The organism is Acinetobacter sp. ANC 3929 (genome assembly GCF_000369405.1).
In the GTDB taxonomy this organism is placed as follows: Bacteria; Pseudomonadota; Gammaproteobacteria; order Pseudomonadales; family Moraxellaceae; genus Acinetobacter.
On record NZ_KB850000.1, the window covers coordinates 338,799 to 361,364 of the forward strand.

Here is a 22,566-nt window from a genome sequence, read left to right on the forward strand (position 1 = left end):
AGCCTAATATTAATATGAGGGTAAAAACACGTTTTTCAATAGAAAGTTCAATGAATTAGTGTTCAGCCCATTCAACTGTTGAAAGGTCGATACCTTCTTTGTACATATCCCAAAGCGGAGAAAGTTCACGCAATTTCTCAACTGCAGCTTTGGTAATTGTTAACACGTGATCAATATCTGCTTCAGTTGTGTATTTACCAAAACTGAAACGGATTGAACTGTGCGCTAACTCATCAGATAAACCTAAAGCACGTAAAACGTATGAAGGCTCTAAAGTTGCAGATGTACACGCTGAACCGCTTGAAACAGCAACATCTTTCAGTGCCATCATCAGTGATTCACCTTCAACAAAGTTGAAGCTGACATTTAGATAGTTTGCAACGTTTTGAGTTGGATGGCCATTCAAGAATACTTGTTCAAGGTCTTGTAAACCATTCCAAAGCTTGTCGCGCAGTTTACGGATACGCTCTTGCTCTGCTTGCATGGTTTTGCCAGCAATTTCAAAAGCTTCACCCATACCAACAATTTGGTGTGTCGCTAAAGTACCAGAACGCATACCACGCTCATGACCACCACCGTGCATTTGTGCTTTTAAGCGAACACGTGGGCTACGACGAACGAACAATGCGCCAATACCTTTAGGACCATAAATTTTGTGACCAGAGAAACTCATCAAGTCGACTTTCATCGTTGAAAGATCAATTTCAACTTTACCTGCAGCTTGAGCAGCATCGACATGGAAGAATGTTTTATTGGCACGTGTTAATTCACCAATTGCAGCAACGTCTGTTACGGTACCGATTTCATTGTTCACCATCATTAGGGATACAAGAATCGTATCTGGACGTAAAGCTGCTTTTACCATTTCAGGTGTAATTAAACCTGTACGTGGTTCTGGCTCTAAATATGTAATTTCGAAACCTTGTTCTTCAAGCTCACGGCAAGGATCTAACACTGCTTTGTGTTCGATTTTACTTGTAATGATGTGTTTGCCTTTTGAGCCATAGAACTGAGCAATCCCTTTTAATGCAATGTTGTCAGATTCAGTTGCGCCTGAAGTCCAAACGATTTCACGTGGATCTGCTTTGATTAAATTTGCAACTTGCTCACGCGCATACTCAGCTTTTTCTTCGGCTTGCCAACCATAAGCATGTGAACGTGACGCAGGGTTACCAAAAGTTCCTTCGAACGTTAAACACTCCACCATACGTTCTGCAACTTCAGGCAGTACAGGAGTGGTTGCTGCGTAATCAAGATAAATTGGACGTTTCATGTCAAATACCTGTAACCGATAGAAGGGCTGAATCTAGGCTTGGTGAATTTTGGCGTAGAGCAACAGTTTGAACGTTGTCACGCGCAATTAAGTCAGCAAGTGTGATTTTTGCGAGATAATCGGCAATATGGTGGGAGAGTTCTTGCCATAAGTCGTGCGTTAAACACATTGCACCATTCTGGCAATTGCCTTTATGGTCACAACGGGTTGCATCAACAGTTTCATTTACAGCTTCGATAATTTCTAGCACGGTGATTTCACTTGCAGTGCGCGCAAGGTGATAGCCACCATTTGCACCACGAACGCTTGAAACTAGCCCGTGACGTTTAAGTTTTGCGAATAACTGTTCTAAATAAGCGACTGAAATGGATTGGCGTGCTGCTATTTCCGCAAGCGTGATCGTTTGTTCAGTTGGCTGCAAAGCTAAATCAAGTAGAGCAGTCACTGCGTAACGACCGCGAGTTGTAAGACGCATGATTCGGTACACATGGTTAGACTAGATGTCTAAATTTTATGAATTCCGACTAAAATAGTCAAGTTTTAAATTGCCAATATCAGCGTGAAAAGTAAAATATATTGGAATTATTGTATCCACGTATTATATACAAAAAAGGCGATTAAAATAAAGCTGAATACCGTGAAGCCAATATTGATCAAACGTTGACGCTTTTGTAGGCGATGAATACGGTTTTGATATTGCTTCACTTCCACCAGTAATGTGTTGATTTCGGTGCGTTGCTGATCGATTTTATCTAAAAGTGGGGCAATACGTTGCTGAGATGCAGCTGCTTCAGCTTCATCGTTAAATAGGCTAAACCATTGTTTCCAGTTCGCAAAAATACTGGTGAGAGTGAGATGGGGAAGTAAGTCTAGAAATTCTTCTGCCAGTGCCGAGTCACCCAAGATACGCATATTGGTGATGCTACGCTGATTGTTAAACACAAAAATCTTAATCAGATCGATGAGTGTGCTATTAATTTCTAAATCAATGGTCCGATCGAGTGCTTTCATATCAAATAAAAGACCCTTTTCGGTAAATTGAATGTAAAAATCGAAAAATGGGATGTAACTATTGATACGAATCGTCATGTTTCGATTGATTAATTTCTGGGCTTGCAGGCGCAATGCCGCATCATGTGTAAGGATGAAGGAGAAAAAAGTTTCTAAAACAATGATGACAATGTTTAGCAACAAATGGGGATGTTTATGTCTTTGTTGCGTATCACTCATAGATCTCTTTTTCCTTACCAATAGCGTTGTGAAACAATATCGTCTGTAAACTTGAGCATCCTTACTCAATTGTTAAAAATAATTTACATGACTTTATTGCTTTGTAGAACAGTTTTTTAAAACGATCAAGTCTTAACTTTGATATTATAAAAACATTTTTATGGTTAAATACGACATACTGTTTGTAAAGTGCTTAGGAGCAATGGTCAATGGATAACTCAAATATAGAAAATCCTAACGAAGAAGCTGAGGTAAAAACTAAGCAAAAATCAAAGAGTTCTAAGAAATCTGCCCTGGATTTCAAAAAATATACACAACAAATTTGGCTTGCGGGTTTAGGTGCTTTTTCACGTGCGGAAGAAGAAGGAAATAAATTGTTTGACTCGCTGGTCAAGGTCGGTGAAGAGCTTGAGTCGAAAACAGTCGATTTTGCTGATAATACGGTTGGTAAGGTAACAGAGAAAGCAAAAGAGTCTGTGACAGATACCAAAGATAAAGTTGAGAAGATTTTAGATACGGGCGTGAATCATTCATTGAATCGTATCGGTTTGGTCACACCAAAGGATCTCCAGCACATCGAACAGCTTCTTGTACAGCTGCATATTAAGGTGGACGCTTTAATCGAAGAAAATAATCAATTGAAGGCCAAATTGAATAAAAAGTAAAAAAATGGCAGGTAACTCGTCTGTTTATGTCGTATTTCAGTATTTATTTTAATTAAAAGGTCTTTCTAGTATTGCGTTCTCCCCCAAAGCATTGCTATAAAGGCGTCATGGCCTTTTAAACTATAGCCTTGGATCTTAACAAACGATATTAAGAGGATATTTTTTATCATGAATAAATCAGAATTAATTGATGCGATTGCTGAAAAAGGGGGAGTGTCTAAGTCGGATGCTGGTAAGGCACTCGATGCGACAATCGCGTCAATCACTGAAGCACTTAAAAAAGGTGACACGGTTACTTTAGTTGGTTTCGGTACTTTCAGCGTTAAAGAACGAGCTGCTCGTACAGGTCGTAACCCTAAAACTGGTGAAGAACTGCAAATCAAAGCAAGCAAAGTACCTAGCTTTAAAGCTGGTAAGGGTTTAAAAGATTCGGTTGCGTAATCTTTTTAAATCAATAAACGCACCATTTAGGGTGCGTTTTTTATTTATTGAATGAAAAAGTTAATTTGATCTTTATTCTCCATTCATTCGTCTTTGTTTTTCAGTTAAAATTGCCCCGAAATAAAATATTGGAATTCTTATGGAATCGTTTCGTACTCTCATTAAGGGTTGGCTTGGCAAAGTCCTGTTAGTTTTGTTTTTGACTCCTTTAGCACTTGTCGGTATAGAAGGGTATTTTAGTGGTAGCAATAAAGCAGACGTTGCGAAATCAGTAAACGGTCAAGATATTTCTAATAAAGAATTAGAAAGTGCAACCAAGAACTATAAAGATCAATATTTGTCATTAGTGAAAGGTGATGAATCTCTTTTAAACTTGCCTGTTATTCAGGAAAAAGCATTAGATGCACTTGTTGCACGTAGTTTGTTGCAACAGCAAGCTGAGAAATTGGGTTTGACTTTAAGCGATGTGCAACTTGAGCAAATGTTAGCTCAACAGCCAAGCTTTCAAGAAAATGGTCAGTTCTCTCAAAAACTATATGAAAACTATTTGCGCTCTGTTGGGATGACTAATCAGGCATTGATTGCTAGCTTACGTCAAGATCATGCACTTAAAATGATTTCAACCTCCTTGATGGATTATGCATTGGTGAGTAAGTCTGATGTGCAGCAGTTAGCGAATTTGCAAACTGAACAACGCAGTTTGCACTTGGCAAGTATCAAGTTAGATGATTACAAAAAAGGTGTAACTGCATCAAATCAAGAAATCGCAGACTACTATAACAAGCATAAAAATCAATTTAAGCAAGTTGCTAGTGTCGATGTTGATTATGTGGTTTTAACACCAGCATTGCTGCCTAAAACAAATCTTGCAGTGACTGAGGCTGATTTACAGCAGGCGTACACCGCTTTTGTAGATGAACAGAAAAAAGCAATTAAGCGTCAGGTTAAGCATATTTTAATTACTACTGATGCGCGTGATGATGCGGCTGCACAAAAGCTTGCCAATGATGTCTATGCAAAAATTCAGGCAGGTATGACATTCGCAGACGCTGCTGCTCAGTTCTCCGATGATCCAACTTCGAAGACTCAAGGTGGTTTGGTTGAGGCTTATGCACCAGGCGCATTCTCGGCTGATTTTGATAATGCAGTGAATGCATTAAAAAATGGTGAAATTTCGAAACCTGTTAAAACACAATATGGTTATCACATCATTGAAGCTGAATCGCCAATGGTGAAACTATCATCATTTGAATCAGAAAAAGCACGTTTAACTGCTGAGGTAGAAAAATCTAAAGCAGCGAATTTATTTAGTGATACAGTCAATAACCTGAATGAAATGGTTGTTGGTGCTGATTCATTGGATGTGGTTGCACAGGAAGTGAAGGGTGCACGTATTGAATCTGCAAATGATGTGACGTTAGCAACAGATAATCCGTATCTAAGTGATTTGAGTGTTAAAGCGAAACTGTTTAATGATGATGTGAAGAATGGCGATCGTAATGCTTCATCAAATATTCAGTTGGCCAATGGGGATACGGTTTGGATTAAGGTTCGTAACTATCATGCTGCGGGTGTAAAGCCTTTAGAGCAAGCGACAGCTGAAGTAAAAGCAAAAGTGATCGAAGCGAAAGCATATAAAGCAGCTCAAGCGAAAATTGCGACGATCCTTGCTGATTTTAAAACGTTACCAGCTGCTCAGGTTGTTGCAAAATCACAAGTAACCTTTGAAAATGCAGGTACATTTGCTCGTTCACAAGGTTTAAAGCGTCCGATTGAACGTGCAGCATTTAGTATTCCAGCGCCAAGCAAAGAAGGTTTATGGTCTGCGACGACGGCTAAGTTGCCAAATGAATTGGTGATCGTTGCTGTTTCTAATGTAAATAGTAGTGTGGCAAGTACATTACCAGCAGAACAGTTGCAAGAGTTGAATAAGCTTTATCAACAGTTCCGTGGTCAGCAGGTGTTGGAAGACTATACTGAATACTTAAAAACACAGGCGAAGATCAAATAAGTTTGTTCTAAGCATAAAAAAAGCCAGTTTGTTTAGACTGGCTTTTTTTATGGACGCTATAAATTATTTCTTCTGAATAAATTTAGCTTCTTCAGATTGTGGATATTGGCTGATTAATTTGGTTTTGTATTGATTTGCGAGGGCAGTATTCTTATCGACCTCTTTGGCAATGCTATACAACTGATAAACCGCACGAGATGCTTTTGCTGAGTTTGGATAGCGAGTCGCCACGATATTGTAGTTTTGCTTTGCAGCTTTATAGTCAACCGGCTCAACGGCTAAGTAGAATTCAGCAAGCCAGAAATATGCATTCCCCACATAAATACCATTCGGGTGATTTTTGATGAAGTTTTGCATTGGCTGAATGGCTTTTTTTGCACCACCTTGTTTGTATGCATCAAGCGCAACAGTATAGGCTGCTTTTTCTAACTCGATTTGATTGGTGGTATTGCTCGTGGTGGCGGTATTAGCAGGTGGTTGATCCGCAGCGGGTTGTGCTTTCGCAGGTGCTGTTTGTTGCTGCGCAGGCGCTGTCGGAGCGATTATAGGTGCTGCTGTCTCAGCATTGGCAGTTCCTGTTGCAGCTGTCTGATCTTGAGCTTCGGCATTTTCTTCTGGCGGATCAATTTTTTGTGACAGTAACTCTAAACGCTGATCAAGATCGGTATAGCGATTGGTCAATTCTTTTTTCAATTGCTCGATCGCATTGTCATGTTCTTCAAGTTGACCGCGTAATTTACGTATTTCTTCTTCAAGCTTCTGGTTCTTTTGCATGATTTCCCAGTTTAAACTTGGAGTACCAGCAACAACATTATTGGCTTGTTGTTGGCTCAAAGAGCGCGATTCAATTGGAACATTGGCATATAGATGCGCACTGCTGAGCAGGGCAATAAAAAGTACGGAATGCTTTTTTAGCATAAAAATTCATCCATAAGTTGAAATATAAAGCTGTGGCCGAACAAGTCTTCACGTTTTACTTGCAACACACCAGATATAGATTTTTGATTAAGTCATTAAAACAGCAACTCATTTAAATGCAATAAGCATTTACAATCTTCAAGCACTTTTGAAGGGAAATGATGGGTTGTTGTTTAATGTTTGCACGCCTTGAAAGTAAATAGATAACAAATAAATAGCGATTGATGAGGAATTAGGCAGTTGAACTGAAAACTCGCTGAAAAATAGAGACAAGTCTTGCAACTCAGGCAAAAATCTCTATACTTTGTCAGGCAATGGTAGCCCTGCTGGTAGCTTCGCAATTGTACTCTACGAACCCCGCCAGGACCGGAAGGTAGCAACGGTAGTAGATCTATGATGTGCCGAAGTCATGCTGGTAGGGCTGCCACCATTTATTCCTCTTCGCTCGTTCGAGCAATTGCTTTCATAATTACCCCCATATCAAAACCACGATATTGTAAAAATCGAACTTGTTTTGCTTTGATTTTTGGGTCAGTTGCGACTTCTTCTCCAAATTTTTTAACTTTGAGTTGATAGGCTTGATCGAGCCAGTTCACGTCTTGAAGTTCTTCTACAAGTAGCTCCGCATCCAGTTGTTTTGCTTTTAAAGCCTGTTTGATTCGTTGTAAGCCTTTCCCTTTTCTAATTTGGCTGGCAAGGGTGAGTTCGGCAACGCGTTGGTCGCTCTGATAGTTCTGTTGTGCTAACTCTTCAACAAGGTTTGCCACTTCATCTGGATTGATTGCATAGAGATTTAGTTTGGTAATTAATTCGGCTTTTGAATAATCACGACGCGTGAGCAGGGCAAAAGCATAAGAACGTAATCGTTGCCCAGTCAGCGTTTTGGGTTTCTCGGTTTGATCTGAATTAAACATGCATTCCTCATTAAAAAAAACGCCCCGAAGGGCGTTTCAGTTTAGATTTCTAGTAAATCTGGTTCTTCTTCAATCTCATTTTGTGCTGCTTCATTTTTGTTCTTGGTGAGAAGCTGTTCACGAATGATTTTTTCAATTTCTTGAGCCATTAATGGATTCTCTTCGAAATGACGAATCACATTGTTTTTACCTTGCCCAATTTTGTTACCTTGGTATGAATACCAAGCACCTGCTTTTTGAACGATATCTTGTTGAACGGCTAGATCAACGAGTTCGCCCAACTGGTTGGTCCCTCGACCGTACATAATCTGGAATACCGCTTCTTTGAACGGAGGCGCCATTTTGTTTTTAACAACTTTAACGCGTGTTTCGTTACCTGTGATTTCATCGCCTTCTTTCACTGCACCGATACGACGAATATCTAAACGAACAGATGCATAGAATTTAAGTGCATTACCACCCGTTGTTGTTTCTGGGCTACCAAACATGACACCAATCTTCATACGGATTTGGTTAATGAAGATCACCATACAGTTAGAACGCTTTGCATTACCTGTGATTTTACGCAATGCCTGACTCATCAAACGTGCTTGTAAGCCCATGTGTGAATCACCCATTTCGCCTTCAATCTCGGCTTTAGGTGTCAATGCAGCCACGGAGTCGACAACGATCAGGTCAATTGCACCTGAACGAACCAACATATCAGCAATTTCTAATGCTTGTTCACCATGGTCTGGTTGAGAAACCAATAGGTTGTCAATATCTACGCCAAGTTTGCGTGCATATTCAGGGTCTAAGGCATGTTCTGCATCGATAAATGCACATGTACCGCCATTCTTTTGACATTGTGCAATCGCTTGCAATGTCATGGTGGTTTTACCTGATGATTCAGGACCGTAAATTTCAACAATACGACCCTTAGGTAATCCGCCAATCCCTAATGCGATATCTAATGTTAAAGAACCTGTAGAAACAGCTTCAACTGCTAATACGGTGTTATCACCTAAGCGCATCACTGTATTTTTGCCAAATTGCTTTTCAATCTGACCTAAGGCAGCTTGTAGCGCTTTACTTTTATTATCATCCATCTCAAAACCTCAAAACTTTATTTCTTAACGACTAACCCAAGTGGATGTATTGAATCTCAACTTGTTGGGACTTGAGTATAGTGGCAGATTCTCGTTGTTTATTCTACATCTGATCTGTGTCTATGCGACACGAGATGACGCATCCAAAAATAGAAAATATCGATCCAATCTATTCATCATGATAAGACCAAGATTGGACATTTTCTTGCTTAAAACGATTGATATCACGACGATCTTTTTTACTTGGTCGGTGATCTGGTCGGGCTAGATTATGCAATTTTCGTTGTGAGGCATGCAACTCCCTGCGCTCAATACTTTCTGCGGTTTCTTCATAAAGCAATTGGGCGGCAGGTGCACCACCACGGATGGCAGAAAGTGCCTTCACGACCACAGTTTTTTTCTCAAAACCTTGTTGAATGGTGAGCTCCATGCCAATGCGGACATCTCTGGAGACTTTAACGCGATCATTATTGTGATGGACTTTGCCACCTTCAATTGCAGCTTTGGCAATCGAACGGGTTTTAAAAAAACGTGCGACCCAAAGCCATTTATCAATGCGCATGGTATCCATGCTTGCTGCTTCATGCTGTTTTGGCATCTGTTACCTGTGTGTTGGTTTCAAGATAATCAAAGAGTTCAGTGAGCTGATCGAGGGCAGGGTAAGGCAGTTCAGTTGAAAGTCTTGCTGCTTTGCTGCTAGAAGGTTGAAGAATACTGAACAGTTGGGTGATACCAAAATCTTCTGCACCTTTTAGCACAGCAACGGTGTCATCAATAAAGACTGCTTGTGCTGGATCAAATGGATGTCGTTGCTGCAATTTTTGCCAAAATGCAACATCCTCTTTGGCATGCCCGAGTTCTTCGCTACTGACCATAAGTTCAAAGTATGGGCTCAGTTCGACGTTTTCAAGTTTAAGTTGTAGTCCAGCTTGATCTGCATTGGTCAGTAACCAACAACGATAACCTTGGGCATTCAGTTGCTGTAACAGTTGATGACAACCCGCACGAGCACGAATTTTTTCACGGTGTTGGTATTGCAGTTGTAAGACATCGACTCCAACTTTAGCCGTCCAATACGCCGAAGAATACCAAGATAGTGTATGCTTATGCTGTTGGTAAAACTGAAACAGTGTTTGTTGACTTTGCTCAAGTGTACATTGATGGACTTGGGCATGACGTTCTGGCAAACAATGATTCCAAATGAAATCATCAAAGGCTAAATCGAGTAATGTGCCGTCCATGTCAAACATGGCGATAGGCTGCTGCTGTAAATCTGAATATGACATAAGGTTGGTCTATGTTTATTAAAACGCTTGTCCCACAAGATCAGTTAATTTCACAACTTGTTCCGATCATGGCGCAGGCTAGTCAAATATTGTTGGAAGAATACCAAAGTTATTGTGCAGGTTGCGAGTTTAATATTCAGGAAAAAAGTGATGATTCACCCGTCACTCAAGCAGATTTAAAAGTAAATCATTTTTTATTAAAGCACTTAGCGACAGTTACGCCACAATTACCAGTATTGTCTGAAGAAAGTGATTATTCAGCGCGTGCGGCATGGCAACGCTGCTGGATGCTTGATCCATTAGATGGCACCAAAGAGTTTATTCATGAGCGCGATGAATTCACAATTAATCTGAGTTTGATTGACGGTCACCAGACTATATTTGCCATTATTGCAGTGCCATGTGAGCAGGTCATGTATATCGGACATACTTCGCAATTACCTTATAAATATAGTTTTAGCCGACAAGAATGGTTCCAATATCAGCTTGAAGATCATGATCTGGCGGCTCCATTGCAAATTGGTTTAAGTCATAACAGTAAAAATCCAAAGTATAAAAACTTTATCGAGCCGATCTTAGAGAATCGTCAGGTAGAGCGTCGTGAAGCAGGCAGTGCTTATAAGTTTTGTATGATGCTGGAAGGGGAAATCGATATTTATCCTCGTTTCCATCCTACCTCAGAATGGGATACCAGCTCAGGACAAGCCCTGTTAGAAAGCATTGGTGGTGGCTTAATGACGTTGGATGAAAAACCTTTTCTCTATAATCAACGTGAGACAGTGTTGAATGGCGGCTTTATCGCTTATCGTGATCAGCATTGCAAAAATATTGCATATGATGCGTTAAGCCGTTCTGGCATTTTAGATTGAGAGTTATATGGCTCATGCTATAGTGAGTTAAATTAAAGTTTGTGTGTGAATATGACCCTGCACTTATTGCCTAAAAGTATGTTTGAAGCAATTGATTTACTTCCTGATGCTTCAACGCCTGTGACTTTATTTACGCGCCACTCTTTACGTGAATTGGTGAATGGGCAGGGTTTGGCTGGCTATGATTTGCAGTTGACAGAACAAGGGCGTGATTTGGCTTATGCTTGGGGTGAATATCTCATTCGCAATACTGATCGGGTGATTCAACATTGCATTTCCAGTCCGATTCAGCGTTGTGTCGATACAGCTGCCTTAATGATTGAAGGTGCAGACGAGACGCGTAAAGCGGTAAATACACATCAAATTGAAATTGTTGAGCAACGTTTATTGGTTGAGCCGGGTAGTTTCGTTTTGGATATACAGCAGGCAGCGCCTTATTTCCGTAAACAGGGTGCATTAGGTTTTATTAATAGTTTTGTGAATAATGCTTTGCCGGGCATGAAACATCCCATTACTGGCGTCTTCGATGTACTGGAATTGCTTTATCATACGCATCCGACACAACAGAATGGTCTTAGTTTGGCGGTAAGCCATGACACGATTCTTGCTGCCATTGTTGCAGTGATTTCTGGTAAAAATCAAATTGAACAAACAGATTGGCCAGACATGATGGAGGGTTTGTTTGTGTGGTTTGAGGGGGAAGACTTTGGGAGTAGTAAGTTAAAATGGATTTGGCGCGGTAAGCGTGAAGAGTTAATTATTCAAGATTTTAAAAAATTATAAAATAAAAAAAATAAATTAGGATTTATGCATGTAAAAGTCGCTTTATTATCTAAGCTGCTGTGTTTTCTTGTTTTTTAAAAATTAATCCCCCTATGATGTTTTAGCTGATAGTATATATAAATGCATGATTTATATTAATTTTAACCAATTAACTTAATTTTTCATTAACGATAATTTATCAGGTTTTTCTTGGGGAAGTGTGATGCAATTACAACTTAAACATTTAACGGTTTGTTTGTTATCGGCCATGCTCGTCGCTTGCGGTGGTGGTGGTACAGATCATTCAAATGCAACAAATAATACTGAGCCGCCGAAAAATGATCATGGTGCAGGAGGAAATACCAACTTTACGCCTGGTGATGGAACCAATGAGCTACCAGGAGATGGAGCGCCAGAAACACCAAATAATGGCTCAGGGACTACAACACCTGAAACGCCAAATGGCGGTAATACTGGTTCAGGTGGCGTTACACCAGAAGTGCCGAATACTGGCAATAATGGTTCAGAAAATACAAAACCTGAAACACCGAACAATGGTAATAATGGTTCGGGTAACACCACACCAGAAACACCGAGCCAAGGTGGAGGTGGAAATACAGAAACACCGTCTATTCCACCTGTGGTAGAAAAGTATCCAGAACCTCGTAAAAATATAATAGATGAATCGGTGCTTGGTTTTTATGATTACGATAAGCTTGGGCTGCCGCGTCTACTGCGTAATGATCTAAATGGCAGTTTTGCTGCGATGCTGCAATTTGCACAAAGTCATGTGGTCAATCCTAAGAATAATGAAAAAGACTCAATGCCACGCCTAACTACAGAAAAAGATGCCTTGTTATTGGTCACCCCATTGGCAGAAATGGGTGATCTGCAAAAACTTCAAGTCGAAATTTATCAAGGCAATCAACTGCTCAGAACTGTCAAACTGAAAGAGCCGTCGAGAATTGCAGCTTCTGATCAGTCAAATACCGATGGACGTCCACCTGTCAGCTACTCCAAAAGAGCGTGGACGGTTGCATTAAAATGGAGTGAGATCCGAGCAGGTTTACATCTTCGGGTAATTGATCCACTGAATAATCGTAGTGGTGATTTAACTGCTGACAATATTGATTTAGCCGCGCCGGGTGAATTGGTGGTACAGAATATCCGTTTGGGTTTATTAACCGACCCACCAAAATCAACGGGTCATTACATGTTGCTTGAACCTGCAAAGGCGGGTACCGATTATTTCCAGACCATTCCAGCAGCACGCATGATTGTTACCAAATACGATGATTTAAAGCTGAATAGAGTCATGGTGGCCAGTGGTGTCATTTATGATGCAGTGAGTGCTACGACAGGTGATGTTTATAGTGGTGATATGCGTGAAAATACCGCTAAATCGACCTTTGGTGTGGGTATTAACTTGGCCAATTGGGGCATCACCAGTGCTTCAATGGCGAGTCAAGAACAACCACAAATCACTCAAAGTGTTGTAGCACATTATGCACGCGGCAAATATAGCAATGGTGAGGCAACTCATGGCTTAAGCGGCGGCAATGGCATGCTGACCCTGATTGATTCGGTGGGCAATGAGTTTAGCCATGAGATCGGCCATCATTATGGGCTTGGACATTATCCAGGTTCAGTTGGGGATAATATGTTTTGGGCCGCGCATCATGCAGATAGTGGTTGGGGTTATATTGCCTTTAGAAATAAAATGCGTGGTAATCTCAATTGGACCAATACCAACCTGGGTGATGGTGCAAATGGTGTACCAAACTTCCTGAACAAGTATGCTTACGGTTGGGATGCGATGTCGGGCGGTGCAACAGCAAGTAGTATCTCTAAATATACCCATTACACAGGGTACAGTACTTATTTAAAAATTCAGCCTGCATTTGATCGTTATGTATGGGATGCCAGTTCACCAACAGGCTATAAAAAATGGAATGCAACAACACGGGTAATGGAAGTTGCGCAACCTAAGACGCCAAATTCAAGCAATGTTTGGTATAACCGTGCTGATGGCAATTATTTGAAACCAAGAATGTTTGGCGTGCCTGTGTATACGATTTTAGGTGGATATGATCCTGAGGCACAAGTTGGCTTGATTTATCCTGCAGCGAAAGGGAACTGGGGTAATGTGTTTGATCTACCGCAAGGCAATCCAAATGCGACGACAGCAAATTGTTGGTTGAATGTGAAGTTTGCTAGTGCGAGTCAAAATATTGCTTTAGCACCGCAACGCATGAATGCCAATAGCAACGCCAATAAGTTCCATGTCAATCTTGCGCAAAGTGAAGCACCGCAGCAAGTGAATCTGTATTGTAAAAAAGCCAATCAAGCAGCGGTATTGCTTTCTAGCATGTCGATTCCCGTAAATACGGTGGCTTTAGCACCAGCTGTTGAGATTGGTAAAGAGGCTGAATACTCAGCCCTGAGAACAATTGAATTACCACAGTTAGAACAGGCTTTACTCGATAATAAAGACAAGGCAGTGGTAAATCTCTCTCCTGAATCTAAGCTGCTGTTTGATTCATATCGAACTTTTAAAGATCAACTAACAACAGATGCTCAAAATGAAATGGTGCGCTACACTCAACAGCAAATTAAGCTTTATCGTTTAAATCGCTGGATCAATGTATATCGTTCAGACCTCACCAATTTAAATACCGATGCATTAAATGCATTTCATGCCTTTATTGAAAAGCTGGAACTGAAGGGTGATCTGAATGTTGCATCAAGTACAAGTTTGCTGAATCGAACCAATTGTTTAAAAGCTGAGAAATTGGGCAATGGGCAATTGAATGCATTTATTAGTGGAGCGACAGGTTGTTTGGGTGATGACTCGGAGAAGTGGGTATATGACGCTTTGGGTAAAATTCATAACAAGCAATATATCGATCAATGCTTAACCACCACGGCAGGAAATGTGATTAATTTGCTGCCATGTAGCAGTGCAAGCAGCCAGATATGGGAAACTGATACGGTTACACAAGCCATTAAGCAGTCGAATCAGTGTTTTGATTTGGAAGGTGGTTATTTAAGTAATAATCGTGCACGTTTGATCCGCTATCGTTGCACCAATGGGGCCAACCAAAAATGGAGCATTCCTGTGATGAATAATAGTCTGGTGCTGGCGGGTTTATCGGCGAAGAATTTAGCAGTGGCAACCAAAGTATTGGCACAAAACCCTTCATAATTTTATCTGAATGTCATAAATTGATGATATGAAGCTCTTCGGGGCTTCATATTTTTTTATCTAGAATAGATTTCTGGTGACGTTAAAAAAATAATAAAAGTGTACTTTTAAAATATAAGAATTTTCGTCATGATATGGAAATAAAAAGCGAAACTTGACGCATAATTGGATAAAAAGATGTTATTAAACACAATTTATTTATGGGAACCTGAAATTTTTACAGGCAAAGTCCCAGCAGAAGATGATTCACAACAAGTTGCTTTTGAACTTCATCAGCAATATCGCAATATTTCTACGCATGGTAAAACCCTTCAGGCTTGGTTAGATCTTTTTTCAGAAAAAATTTGTGATCCGCAATATCAACTCTACTTTTCTGAACAGACACAGCAGTGGGTACAGGGGATTAAGGATCGATTTGCTCAGGGTTTATGTGCCAGTGTGCAACTTGATGTTTTAGAGCAGGAGGCACAAAACGATGCAGTTTATCGGGTCTTTTATGAGACTGTTCATGAAACGGGAATTGGTTTTTATGAACCAAACTATAATGTGTGGGCAATTGGTGAGTTGCAATCGCCTGAAAATGCAGTTTCAAATATGTTACAGCCGTATTTATTAGAACCATTAAAAATCAAAGAGCTTGAATCAATTCCTGAGTCGAAAAAGCAACTTAATCATTTTCAAATACCACAAAGCATGCCAGAAGCGGAGCAATTGATTAGTCAATGGTTTGAGCAGCAAAGTTATACGCAGCATTTAAAGCTAGATGTATTTAATGTTGCGCATGATTTTATTTCAAATTGGGGCAATATCGGTCGACCTGAATTAGCCTTAGATACAGGTTATCGGTGCTTTTTACTCACCCAAAAACAAATTGGTATTTTTTACCAACTCAAAATGGTACTCAGAAAATTAACTGTCAGTCCGATGCTGTCTTTCGCAATGGATTTTACCGATCGTTTTATTCCTGATCAATTGCAAGAGCAGCTATCTGAACGCTTGATTTTTCGTCTACGTTCGATGGATGTGCATAAAAGTATAGGATTGAAAAACAATGCTGAGCCTCACTTTGCATTGACGGGGCGTTGGGATACACAGGCAGATATTCAAAATTTTTTCACCAATCTAGATGCTTATATCGAATTTATTTTTTCAAATCTTGGGCAAGGTCGATTGGAGACATTACAGGCGTGGGCCTATGGTGATATGCCATCGGGTATTCAGATTGATTTGGATTTCCGTTTCGAGTTGATGATGTTGGCATTAAGTCAAGATCAGTTGTATTTGCAACAACGTTATCAATATCATAAGGCGTTATTGATGCAGAGTAATGCTCGAGCAAGTGATTTGGGGTTGTTGGAGGAGAGTTATGCGATGTGCCAGAAGTTGCTCAAGATCGTGACAGAGGCGGGAACGGGTTTGCAGCCTTATGTGAAAAATTAAAGACAATAAAAAAGCCCGAAAATTCGGGCTTTTTTATATGCATCAAATTAGTTAGCTAATGCTTTAACTTGAGCGTTTAAGCGGCTCTTATGACGAGCAGCTTTATTTTTGTGGATGATGCCTTTATCAGCCATACGGTCGATAACTGGAACAGCAGTTTTATAAGCTTCTGTAGCAGTCGCATAATCACCAGCAGCAATTGCATTTACAGTGCGTTTGATGTATGTACGAACCATAGAACGCAAGCTTGCGTTGTGTTTACGTGCTTTAACGTTTTGACGAGCACGTTTTTTAGCTTGAGCAGAGTTTGCCACTCGTGCACTCCTTGAAAATAAGTTGGTCTGGGCGGGCTGAAGTTAAAACCAATAAAACATTAGCAACATTCACCAGCCCGTAAACAAGTGCCATATTTTGATGAAACTACGCCCCGAAGTCAAGTCTTGTGATACTTTTAAGTACATTTAACAGGTGATAATGTTCCAAGAAACCGTTACATTAACCTTAGATATTGATTGGAATAAATAAAAATGAAAACAGGTGATAAAAAGGCAATCGTCATCGGTGCGACAGGACTGGTGGGTCAAGCATTGATTGATGAGTTACAACACTCAGATGACTTCGATGTGATTACTGTAATTGTTAGAAAAAATTCAGATACATTAAAAACTTACAGTAAAGTTAATCAACTGGTTTTAGCAGATTTCCTGTTGTTAAATGATGAAGATGTGAATGGTTATACACATGCATTCAGTTGCTTGGGAAGCACCATAAAACAGGCAGGGTCGAAAGACGCATTTTACGCGATTGATTATGAAATTAATGCTCATTTCGCTGATTTAGTTCAGGATAAAAATATTCATTTATTAGTAGTGAGCGCGTTGGGAGCGAATGCTAATTCACCAGTTTTTTATAATAAAGTGAAAGGTGAATTGGAAAATTACCTCAAAAGCCTGTCAATTTATAAGCTATCGATTTTTCAGCCGTCATTATTAATTGGTAAACGTAGTGAAGTACGGGTCTTGGAAGACATGGCTCAAACTATTTTTAAGCTTGTTGAAAAGACATGGACCAGACCGTTTAAACTTAAACCTGTAACGGCCGAGCAATTGGCGCATACTATGTTATTTGCAGCCCAAACGCAGACAGCTGCATTCAAACTCTATGACAATTTAAGCATACAACAAAGCAAATAATGGAGAATTTCAGTGACAACAATCCCTTTCGTAACCTGTGATTTGTTAGATGATAATACTGAGAAAAACCTGCAAGTGGTCATACCTTCATTAGATGGTAAATTCTTTAAGAGTTATGGTGCACGTAAGACCTTTGGTGGGCAAGTGGTCACTGTAAAGTGCTTTGAAGATAACTCTCGTGTGAAAGAACTCTTGGCAACCGATGGTACGGGTAAAGTATTGGTGGTTGATGGTGGAGCGTCAATGCGTTGTGCTTTGATGGGGGATTTGATTGCTGAGTCTGCGGTGAAGCATCATTGGAATGGTGTAGTGATCTATGGCTGTGTACGTGATGTCGATGCACTTGCAGAATTGGATTTAGGCGTACATGCATTGGCTGCAATCCCGCAAAAAAGTAATCGTAAAGGCATAGGTGAAGTCGACATCACACTGTATTTTGGCAGCGTAACGATCAATTCTGGTGATTATCTATACGCAGATAATAACGGTATTGTGATTGCAAAAGAAAAATTAGTCGACTGCTAAAAGGATAGCGCTATGCTGAAAATGGTGAACCATCAATTCAAGGTTTTACAATCTGTGTTTGCAAGTGTGATTGAAGGTGGACGGGGCGTCTCAGGTACGCCATTTCCTAACCAACCTGCAAAAGCACTCAAGCTGTATGAATTCGAAGGTTCTCCGTTTTGCCGCCGTGTTCGTGAAGTGATCACCTTGTTGAATTTGGATGTAGAAATTTATCCATGTCCTAAAGGTGGTCAAAAATACCGGCAAATCGTAAAAGAAAAAGGTGGGAAACGACAATTTCCATTCTTGATTGATGAAAATACGGGTGATCAGTTATATGAATCACAGCAGATTATTCATCATTTGTTTAAACATTATGGGAAAACAGGACAAACACCAAAGAAGTATAGTCATTATCCAAAACTCCCTTACGTCTCTACATTAGCGACTGTGGCCAATGCAGCGCGTGGCGTATGGATTAATCAGCAGATTATTTACCGCTCAGCGCCAGCACAGCTATTGGAGTTATGGAGCTTTGAGGCAAGCCCTTATACCCGTTTGGTGCGAGAAGTCCTTACTGAGTTAGAACTGCCATATATTTTGCATAATGTGCCAAAAGAGCGTTGGCAGGACATGGGGCCTGCAGTATTGCGTTTAAAACCAGGGAAATATATTCCGCTACCAAATGGTAAGCGTGAAAAAGTGGTTGAAATGATGGGACGTGATATTCAGGTTCCATATTTAGTTGATCCAAATACAGGGATGAACATGTTTGAATCTGCCAAGATTATTGAATATTTAAAAACGCAGTACGGAAAGTAAATTTTAGAAAGCATCTTTTAAAAGATGCTTTTTTATAGTGGGTTATCATATGTAGGTTGCTTGATTGGCATCTTTAGCGGTTTAATATCAGCGAAAAATAGAGTGATGTGATCGATTAATGCTAAGTCAACTGACCAACCTATTCAAAAGTTCGAAAGAAACACCAGAACAGTTATTTTTAAAAGAACATGCTTTGAGCTTTGATGCTGAACAAGGGCCGATTCTGAATGGGGCGGTGCTGAATGAGTTAGGATTCCGCTTGGAATATTTCTCAAACCGAAAATTAGACCGATTTGATGATTTAGAAAAACTGTTTCGGATTGCACTGCAAATTAATGAAAAGATCGATTTGGAAATTCATTCACAACGTTTTGTTGAGCGATTGGGCAACACTGAGGAAAATCTTATAGAGCTCAAGCATGCGATTAAAGTTTTAAATGATTATTATGTGAAGTTTAAGCGGGCGAAATAGTTTAGCTTTAAGTGATCAGTATATTTTCATATTAACTAACATTAGATAGGGCTGACTTTGCTCTTGCTTTTTAGAGATAAAAATTACGGAAAATCCTTGCCCAGCTTTAGTCACTGTTCATAAACTGATGCTATGTCCTTGTTACCTCAGTTCAATGGATGAACAATAGTCAATGAAAGTCTAAATTTAGATGAGTGGATTTTTTGTAGTTTTAGATGTAAAAAAAGGGACTAAATCCAAAGATTTAATCCCTTTCTTTTGATCAGGTTGGAGATTATTTTTCAATAATTGCCGTTACACCTTGACCACCAGCAGCACAGATCGAAACAAGGATACGACCTGAACCTTTTTGGTTTAAGATTTTCGCAGCAGTCGCGATGATACGACCACCAGTTGCAGCGAATGGGTGACCCGCGGCTAATGAAGAACCTTTGATGTTTAGCTTACTACGATCGATTGAACCCAAAGGCGCATCTAAGCCTAAACGCTCTTTACAGAATTTTTCATCTTCCCAAGCTTTCAATGTAGAAAGAACTTGTGATGCAAATGCTTCGTGAATTTCATAGTAGTCGAAATCTTGAAGTTTAAGGCCAGCACGCTCAAGCATACGTGGAACTGCGTAAGCAGGTGCCATCAATAAGCCTTCTTTCTTACCAACGAAATCAACCGCAGCAGTTTCAGAGAAAGTAAGGTAGGCAAGCACTTCGTGACCATTTGCTTTCGCCCATTCTTCTGAAGCTAAAAGTACACATGAAGCACCATCCGTTAACGGAGTCGAGTTACCCGCTGTCATGGTTGCAGCTTCGCCTTTACCAAATGCAGGCTTTAATTTTGCTAATTTCTCAGCAGTAGAGTCCGCACGTAGGTTGTTATCACGGCTTAAGCCTAGGAATGGTGTAATTAAGTCGTCGAAGAAACCTTCTTCGTATGCCTTTGCCATTTTTTGGTGAGAAGAAGCAGCTAAAGCGTCTTGATCTTCACGTGCAATACCCCATTCAAGCGCTGTGATTGCTTGATGGTCACCCATTGATAAACCAGTACGTGGTTCACCATTTTTAGGTGCATCCATAAGGTCTTTTACATTGATTTTCGCTAAAGCTTTTAAACGGTCTTTACCTGTTTTTGCAATGTTAAGTTCAAGGAGTGCTTTACGTAAGCCATCACCGAAAGCGATTGGTGCATCAGAAGTGGTATCAACACCACCAGCAACACCCACTTCGATTTGACCTAAAGCGATTTTGTTTGCAACCAAGAACGCTGCTTGTAAGCCAGTACCACATGCTTGCTGAATGTCATAAGCAGGTGTTTCTGGTGCAAGTTGAGTATTTAAAACACACTCACGTGTCATGTTGAAGTCACGGCTGTGCTTTAATACCGCACCCGCAACCACTTCACCTAGGCGTTGACCTTGCAGGTTGAAGCGCTCAACCAAACCGTTTAACGCAGCTGTAAACATGTCGATGTTAGAAGCTGTGAAATAAGCGCCGTTAGAGCGAGCGAAAGGAATACGGTTACCGCCGATAATGGCAACACGGCGCACAGTGTTTTGGCTCATGGTTTTATCCTGTTGAACAGAAGGTTTGGTTGTTTTAGCTGTAGCTGCTTTCGTCGTTGTAGAAGAAGCAGTACTTTTTGTACTACTCGTACTGCGACTTGGCGTACGTGTACGAGTTGTTTTTGGTGTCGTACTTGCTGCTTTGGAAGCTGTGCTTGCAGTTTTACGTGAAGTAGAAGCTGCTTTTGATGTATTTGACACAGTCTCAGTAGCAGAAGTCTCGACTGCTGGATTTTCTTGAGTTGTTTTGCTCATAAGGCTTTTCCAAGCATAATTGCGATATTCTTGGTACAAACATACCATATTTCCAATACTGCTGTATTGACTAGAATGACGCTTGAGACCACATTCGGGTCAAGACATCTAGACATGAACTCAAGTATGATTTGCTATGAGTCAATCAGACATTGATTTCATGCCATATCCCAACATGATTCATGTGTTTGTAACAAATTCATTTGTATGAGAGATAATAACCATGACTGATCAATACCAAGCATTTACACAATCACCTTTAGGTAAATTTGTTGTAAAAAATTTAGGTTTACCGTCGCCAGTTTCGCTAGATCGTTTTGAAAGTGCTCAACCTGTTGTGAATGGTGCGGTATTGCTTGGCGCAGCACCTTCAAGTACGGTTTCTGCTGCGATTGCTCAAGTTTTGAGTAATATTCATGCCGATAGCTATGTTGGCAATAATGTTGAATTGCAACAAACTGCTGCAAAAGTAGGTTTAAATCTTCGTCCTCTTAATGCAGATGACAAAGAATCTAAATTTAAAGCGGTTGTATTTGATGCTTCTGGTATCCAAGATTCTGAACAGTTAAAAGAGTTGTATAACTTCTTTAATCCAATCGCACGCCAAATCTCCAGCTCAGGTCGTGTGATCGTGATTGGTACCACACCTGAAACTGCCAAAACAGTTAAACAAGCGATTGCACAACGTGCGCTTGAAGGTTTTATCAAGTCTGTTGGTAAAGAATTCAAAAAAGGTATTACTGCACAAGTGGTCTATGTTGATCAAGGTGCAGAAGCAAACCTTGAATCAACTTTACGTTTCTTGATTTCTCCACGTTCTGCTTATGTATCTGGTCAGGTGATCCGTGTTTCTAAAGCAGATGTGGTTGATTTGGACTGGGCGAAGCCACTTGCGGGTAAAACAGCATTAGTGACTGGTGCTAGCCGTGGCATTGGTGAAGCGATTGCTCATGTATTAGCGCGTGATGGTGCACATGTCATTTGCTTAGACGTTCCACAACAACAAGCCGATCTTGAGCGTGTTGCTGGTTCAATTGGTGGTTCAGTATTGGCCATTGACATTACTGCTGCTGATGCGGGTGAAAAAATCAAGACTGCCGCAGCAAAACAAGGTGGTGTAGACGTTATTGTTCATAACGCTGGAATTACCCGTGACAAAACTTTGGCAAACATGAAACCAGAGCTTTGGGATCTTGTAATTAACATTAACTTGTCTGCAATTGAGCGTGTTAACGATTACTTACTTTCTAATGATGGTTTAAATGCAAATGGCCGTATCGTTTGTGTATCATCAATCAGTGGTATCGCGGGTAACCTCGGTCAAACTAACTATGCTGTGTCAAAAGCAGGTGTGATTGGTTTGGTTAAATTTACTGCGCCGACATTAAAGAATGGTATTACCATCAATGCTGTTGCGCCTGGTTTCATCGAAACACAAATGACTGCTGCGATTCCATTCGCAATCCGTGAAGCAGGTCGTCGTATGAACTCAATGAACCAAGGTGGTTTACCTGTAGATGTGGCAGAAGCAATTGCTTGGTATGCGTCAACGGGTTCAACTGGTGTAACTGGTAACGTTGTTCGTGTCTGCGGTCAAAGCTTGTTAGGTGCGTAAGCATTAGGGTTTTGAAGAGGGGTGCTTGTGCATCCCTTTTTTATAAAA

22 protein-coding genes and 1 other RNA gene are annotated in these 22,566 nt (G+C 40.4%); 13 read left to right on the forward strand and 10 right to left on the reverse strand.

Annotation, left to right across the window (positions count from 1 at the left end):
- Positions 1–55: 55 nt before the first annotated feature.
- The 3 genes from F909_RS06860 to F909_RS06850 form a co-directional block, all read right to left on the reverse strand.
- Positions 56–1,273: an IscS subfamily cysteine desulfurase gene (locus F909_RS06860; protein WP_005152133.1), complete on the reverse strand. Its 1,218-nt coding sequence runs from the start codon at positions 1,271–1,273 to the stop codon at positions 56–58.
- 1 nt (position 1,274) lies between these two features.
- Entirely contained in the window at positions 1,275–1,748 is a 474-nt protein-coding gene (locus F909_RS06855; RefSeq protein WP_004807972.1) for an Rrf2 family transcriptional regulator, read from the reverse strand.
- A gap of 107 nt (positions 1,749–1,855) precedes the next feature.
- A complete protein-coding gene (locus tag F909_RS06850) occupies positions 1,856–2,503 on the reverse strand; it encodes a hypothetical protein (protein ID WP_005152135.1) in 648 nt (215 codons plus the stop codon).
- Positions 2,504–2,712: 209 nt separating this feature from the next.
- On the opposite strand from F909_RS06850, the gene F909_RS06845 reads away from it, so the two are divergent.
- From F909_RS06845 to F909_RS06835, 3 genes are all read left to right on the forward strand, one after another.
- Positions 2,713–3,168: a phasin family protein gene (locus F909_RS06845; protein WP_005152136.1), complete on the forward strand. Its 456-nt coding sequence runs from the start codon at positions 2,713–2,715 to the stop codon at positions 3,166–3,168.
- 168 nt (positions 3,169–3,336) lie between these two features.
- Positions 3,337–3,609, forward strand: coding sequence for an HU family DNA-binding protein (locus F909_RS06840; RefSeq protein ID WP_004639426.1), 273 nt, complete (start codon positions 3,337–3,339; stop codon positions 3,607–3,609).
- Positions 3,610–3,748: 139 nt separating this feature from the next.
- Complete coding sequence (locus F909_RS06835) at positions 3,749–5,620, forward strand: SurA N-terminal domain-containing protein (protein ID WP_005152137.1); 1,872 nt, start codon at positions 3,749–3,751, stop codon at positions 5,618–5,620.
- 63 nt (positions 5,621–5,683) lie between these two features.
- On the opposite strand, the gene F909_RS06830 is transcribed toward F909_RS06835, so the two are convergent.
- Entirely contained in the window at positions 5,684–6,538 is an 855-nt protein-coding gene (locus tag F909_RS06830; RefSeq protein ID WP_005152140.1) for a YbgF trimerization domain-containing protein, read from the reverse strand.
- Positions 6,539–6,862: 324 nt separating this feature from the next.
- Between F909_RS06830 and ffs the strand changes: the two genes are divergently transcribed.
- Positions 6,863–6,959, forward strand: an RNA gene (gene ffs, locus F909_RS20880) — signal recognition particle sRNA small type.
- Positions 6,960–6,969: 10 nt separating this feature from the next.
- On the opposite strand, the gene F909_RS06825 is transcribed toward ffs, so the two are convergent.
- From F909_RS06825 to F909_RS06810, 4 genes are all read right to left on the reverse strand, one after another.
- Positions 6,970–7,452 carry a regulatory protein RecX gene (locus tag F909_RS06825; RefSeq protein WP_005152143.1) on the reverse strand — a complete coding sequence of 161 codons (483 nt, stop codon included), beginning with the start codon at positions 7,450–7,452 and terminating at the stop codon, positions 6,970–6,972.
- A gap of 41 nt (positions 7,453–7,493) precedes the next feature.
- Positions 7,494–8,540, reverse strand: a complete 1,047-nt coding sequence (gene recA, locus F909_RS06820; protein WP_004807961.1) for a recombinase RecA — start codon at positions 8,538–8,540, stop codon at positions 7,494–7,496.
- A 169-nt stretch (positions 8,541–8,709) separates the two neighbouring features.
- Complete coding sequence (locus tag F909_RS06815; RefSeq protein ID WP_005152145.1) at positions 8,710–9,138, reverse strand: RNA-binding S4 domain-containing protein; 429 nt, start codon at positions 9,136–9,138, stop codon at positions 8,710–8,712.
- Positions 9,122–9,826 carry an HAD-IA family hydrolase gene (locus F909_RS06810; RefSeq protein WP_005152147.1) on the reverse strand — a complete coding sequence of 235 codons (705 nt, stop codon included), beginning with the start codon at positions 9,824–9,826 and terminating at the stop codon, positions 9,122–9,124. Before F909_RS06810 ends, F909_RS06815 begins: the two co-directional genes overlap by 17 nt.
- Positions 9,827–9,837: 11 nt before the next feature.
- Here F909_RS06810 and F909_RS06805 point away from each other — a divergent pair, with 11 nt between their 5' ends.
- The 4 genes from F909_RS06805 (at position 9,838) to F909_RS06790 (ending at position 16,102) form a co-directional block, all read left to right on the forward strand.
- Entirely contained in the window at positions 9,838–10,695 is an 858-nt protein-coding gene (locus tag F909_RS06805) for a 3'(2'),5'-bisphosphate nucleotidase CysQ family protein (RefSeq protein ID WP_005152149.1), read from the forward strand.
- A 51-nt stretch (positions 10,696–10,746) separates the two neighbouring features.
- Positions 10,747–11,478: a histidine phosphatase family protein gene (locus F909_RS06800; RefSeq protein ID WP_005152151.1), complete on the forward strand. Its 732-nt coding sequence runs from the start codon at positions 10,747–10,749 to the stop codon at positions 11,476–11,478.
- Between the two features lie 202 nt (positions 11,479–11,680).
- Entirely contained in the window at positions 11,681–14,662 is a 2,982-nt protein-coding gene (locus F909_RS06795) for a M66 family metalloprotease (RefSeq protein WP_005152153.1), read from the forward strand.
- 177 nt (positions 14,663–14,839) lie between these two features.
- Positions 14,840–16,102 (forward strand): hypothetical protein, encoded by a 1,263-nt coding sequence (locus F909_RS06790; RefSeq protein WP_005152155.1) that lies wholly within the window; start codon positions 14,840–14,842, stop codon positions 16,100–16,102.
- A 47-nt stretch (positions 16,103–16,149) separates the two neighbouring features.
- On the opposite strand, the gene rpsT is transcribed toward F909_RS06790, so the two are convergent.
- Complete coding sequence (gene rpsT / locus F909_RS06785; protein ID WP_004652997.1) at positions 16,150–16,416, reverse strand: 30S ribosomal protein S20; 267 nt, start codon at positions 16,414–16,416, stop codon at positions 16,150–16,152.
- A 213-nt stretch (positions 16,417–16,629) separates the two neighbouring features.
- On the opposite strand from rpsT, the gene F909_RS06780 reads away from it, so the two are divergent.
- The 4 genes from F909_RS06780 (at position 16,630) to F909_RS06765 (ending at position 19,093) form a co-directional block, all read left to right on the forward strand.
- Positions 16,630–17,295, forward strand: coding sequence for an NAD(P)H-binding protein (locus F909_RS06780; protein WP_005152157.1), 666 nt, complete (start codon positions 16,630–16,632; stop codon positions 17,293–17,295).
- Positions 17,296–17,307: 12 nt separating this feature from the next.
- Positions 17,308–17,820: a ribonuclease E activity regulator RraA gene (rraA, locus tag F909_RS06775; RefSeq protein ID WP_005152158.1), complete on the forward strand. Its 513-nt coding sequence runs from the start codon at positions 17,308–17,310 to the stop codon at positions 17,818–17,820.
- A 12-nt stretch (positions 17,821–17,832) separates the two neighbouring features.
- Positions 17,833–18,621: a glutathione S-transferase N-terminal domain-containing protein gene (locus tag F909_RS06770; RefSeq protein ID WP_005152171.1), complete on the forward strand. Its 789-nt coding sequence runs from the start codon at positions 17,833–17,835 to the stop codon at positions 18,619–18,621.
- A 118-nt stretch (positions 18,622–18,739) separates the two neighbouring features.
- Positions 18,740–19,093, forward strand: a complete 354-nt coding sequence (locus tag F909_RS06765; protein WP_005152173.1) for a hypothetical protein — start codon at positions 18,740–18,742, stop codon at positions 19,091–19,093.
- A gap of 274 nt (positions 19,094–19,367) precedes the next feature.
- Here the strand turns inward: F909_RS06765 and F909_RS06760 are convergent, their stop codons facing one another.
- Positions 19,368–20,903, reverse strand: a complete 1,536-nt coding sequence (locus tag F909_RS06760) for an acetyl-CoA C-acetyltransferase (RefSeq protein ID WP_005152175.1) — start codon at positions 20,901–20,903, stop codon at positions 19,368–19,370.
- A gap of 223 nt (positions 20,904–21,126) precedes the next feature.
- Here F909_RS06760 and F909_RS06755 point away from each other — a divergent pair, with 223 nt between their 5' ends.
- Positions 21,127–22,518, forward strand: coding sequence for a 3-oxoacyl-ACP reductase (locus F909_RS06755; RefSeq protein WP_005152177.1), 1,392 nt, complete (start codon positions 21,127–21,129; stop codon positions 22,516–22,518).
- The last annotated feature ends 48 nt before the right edge of the window (positions 22,519–22,566 follow it).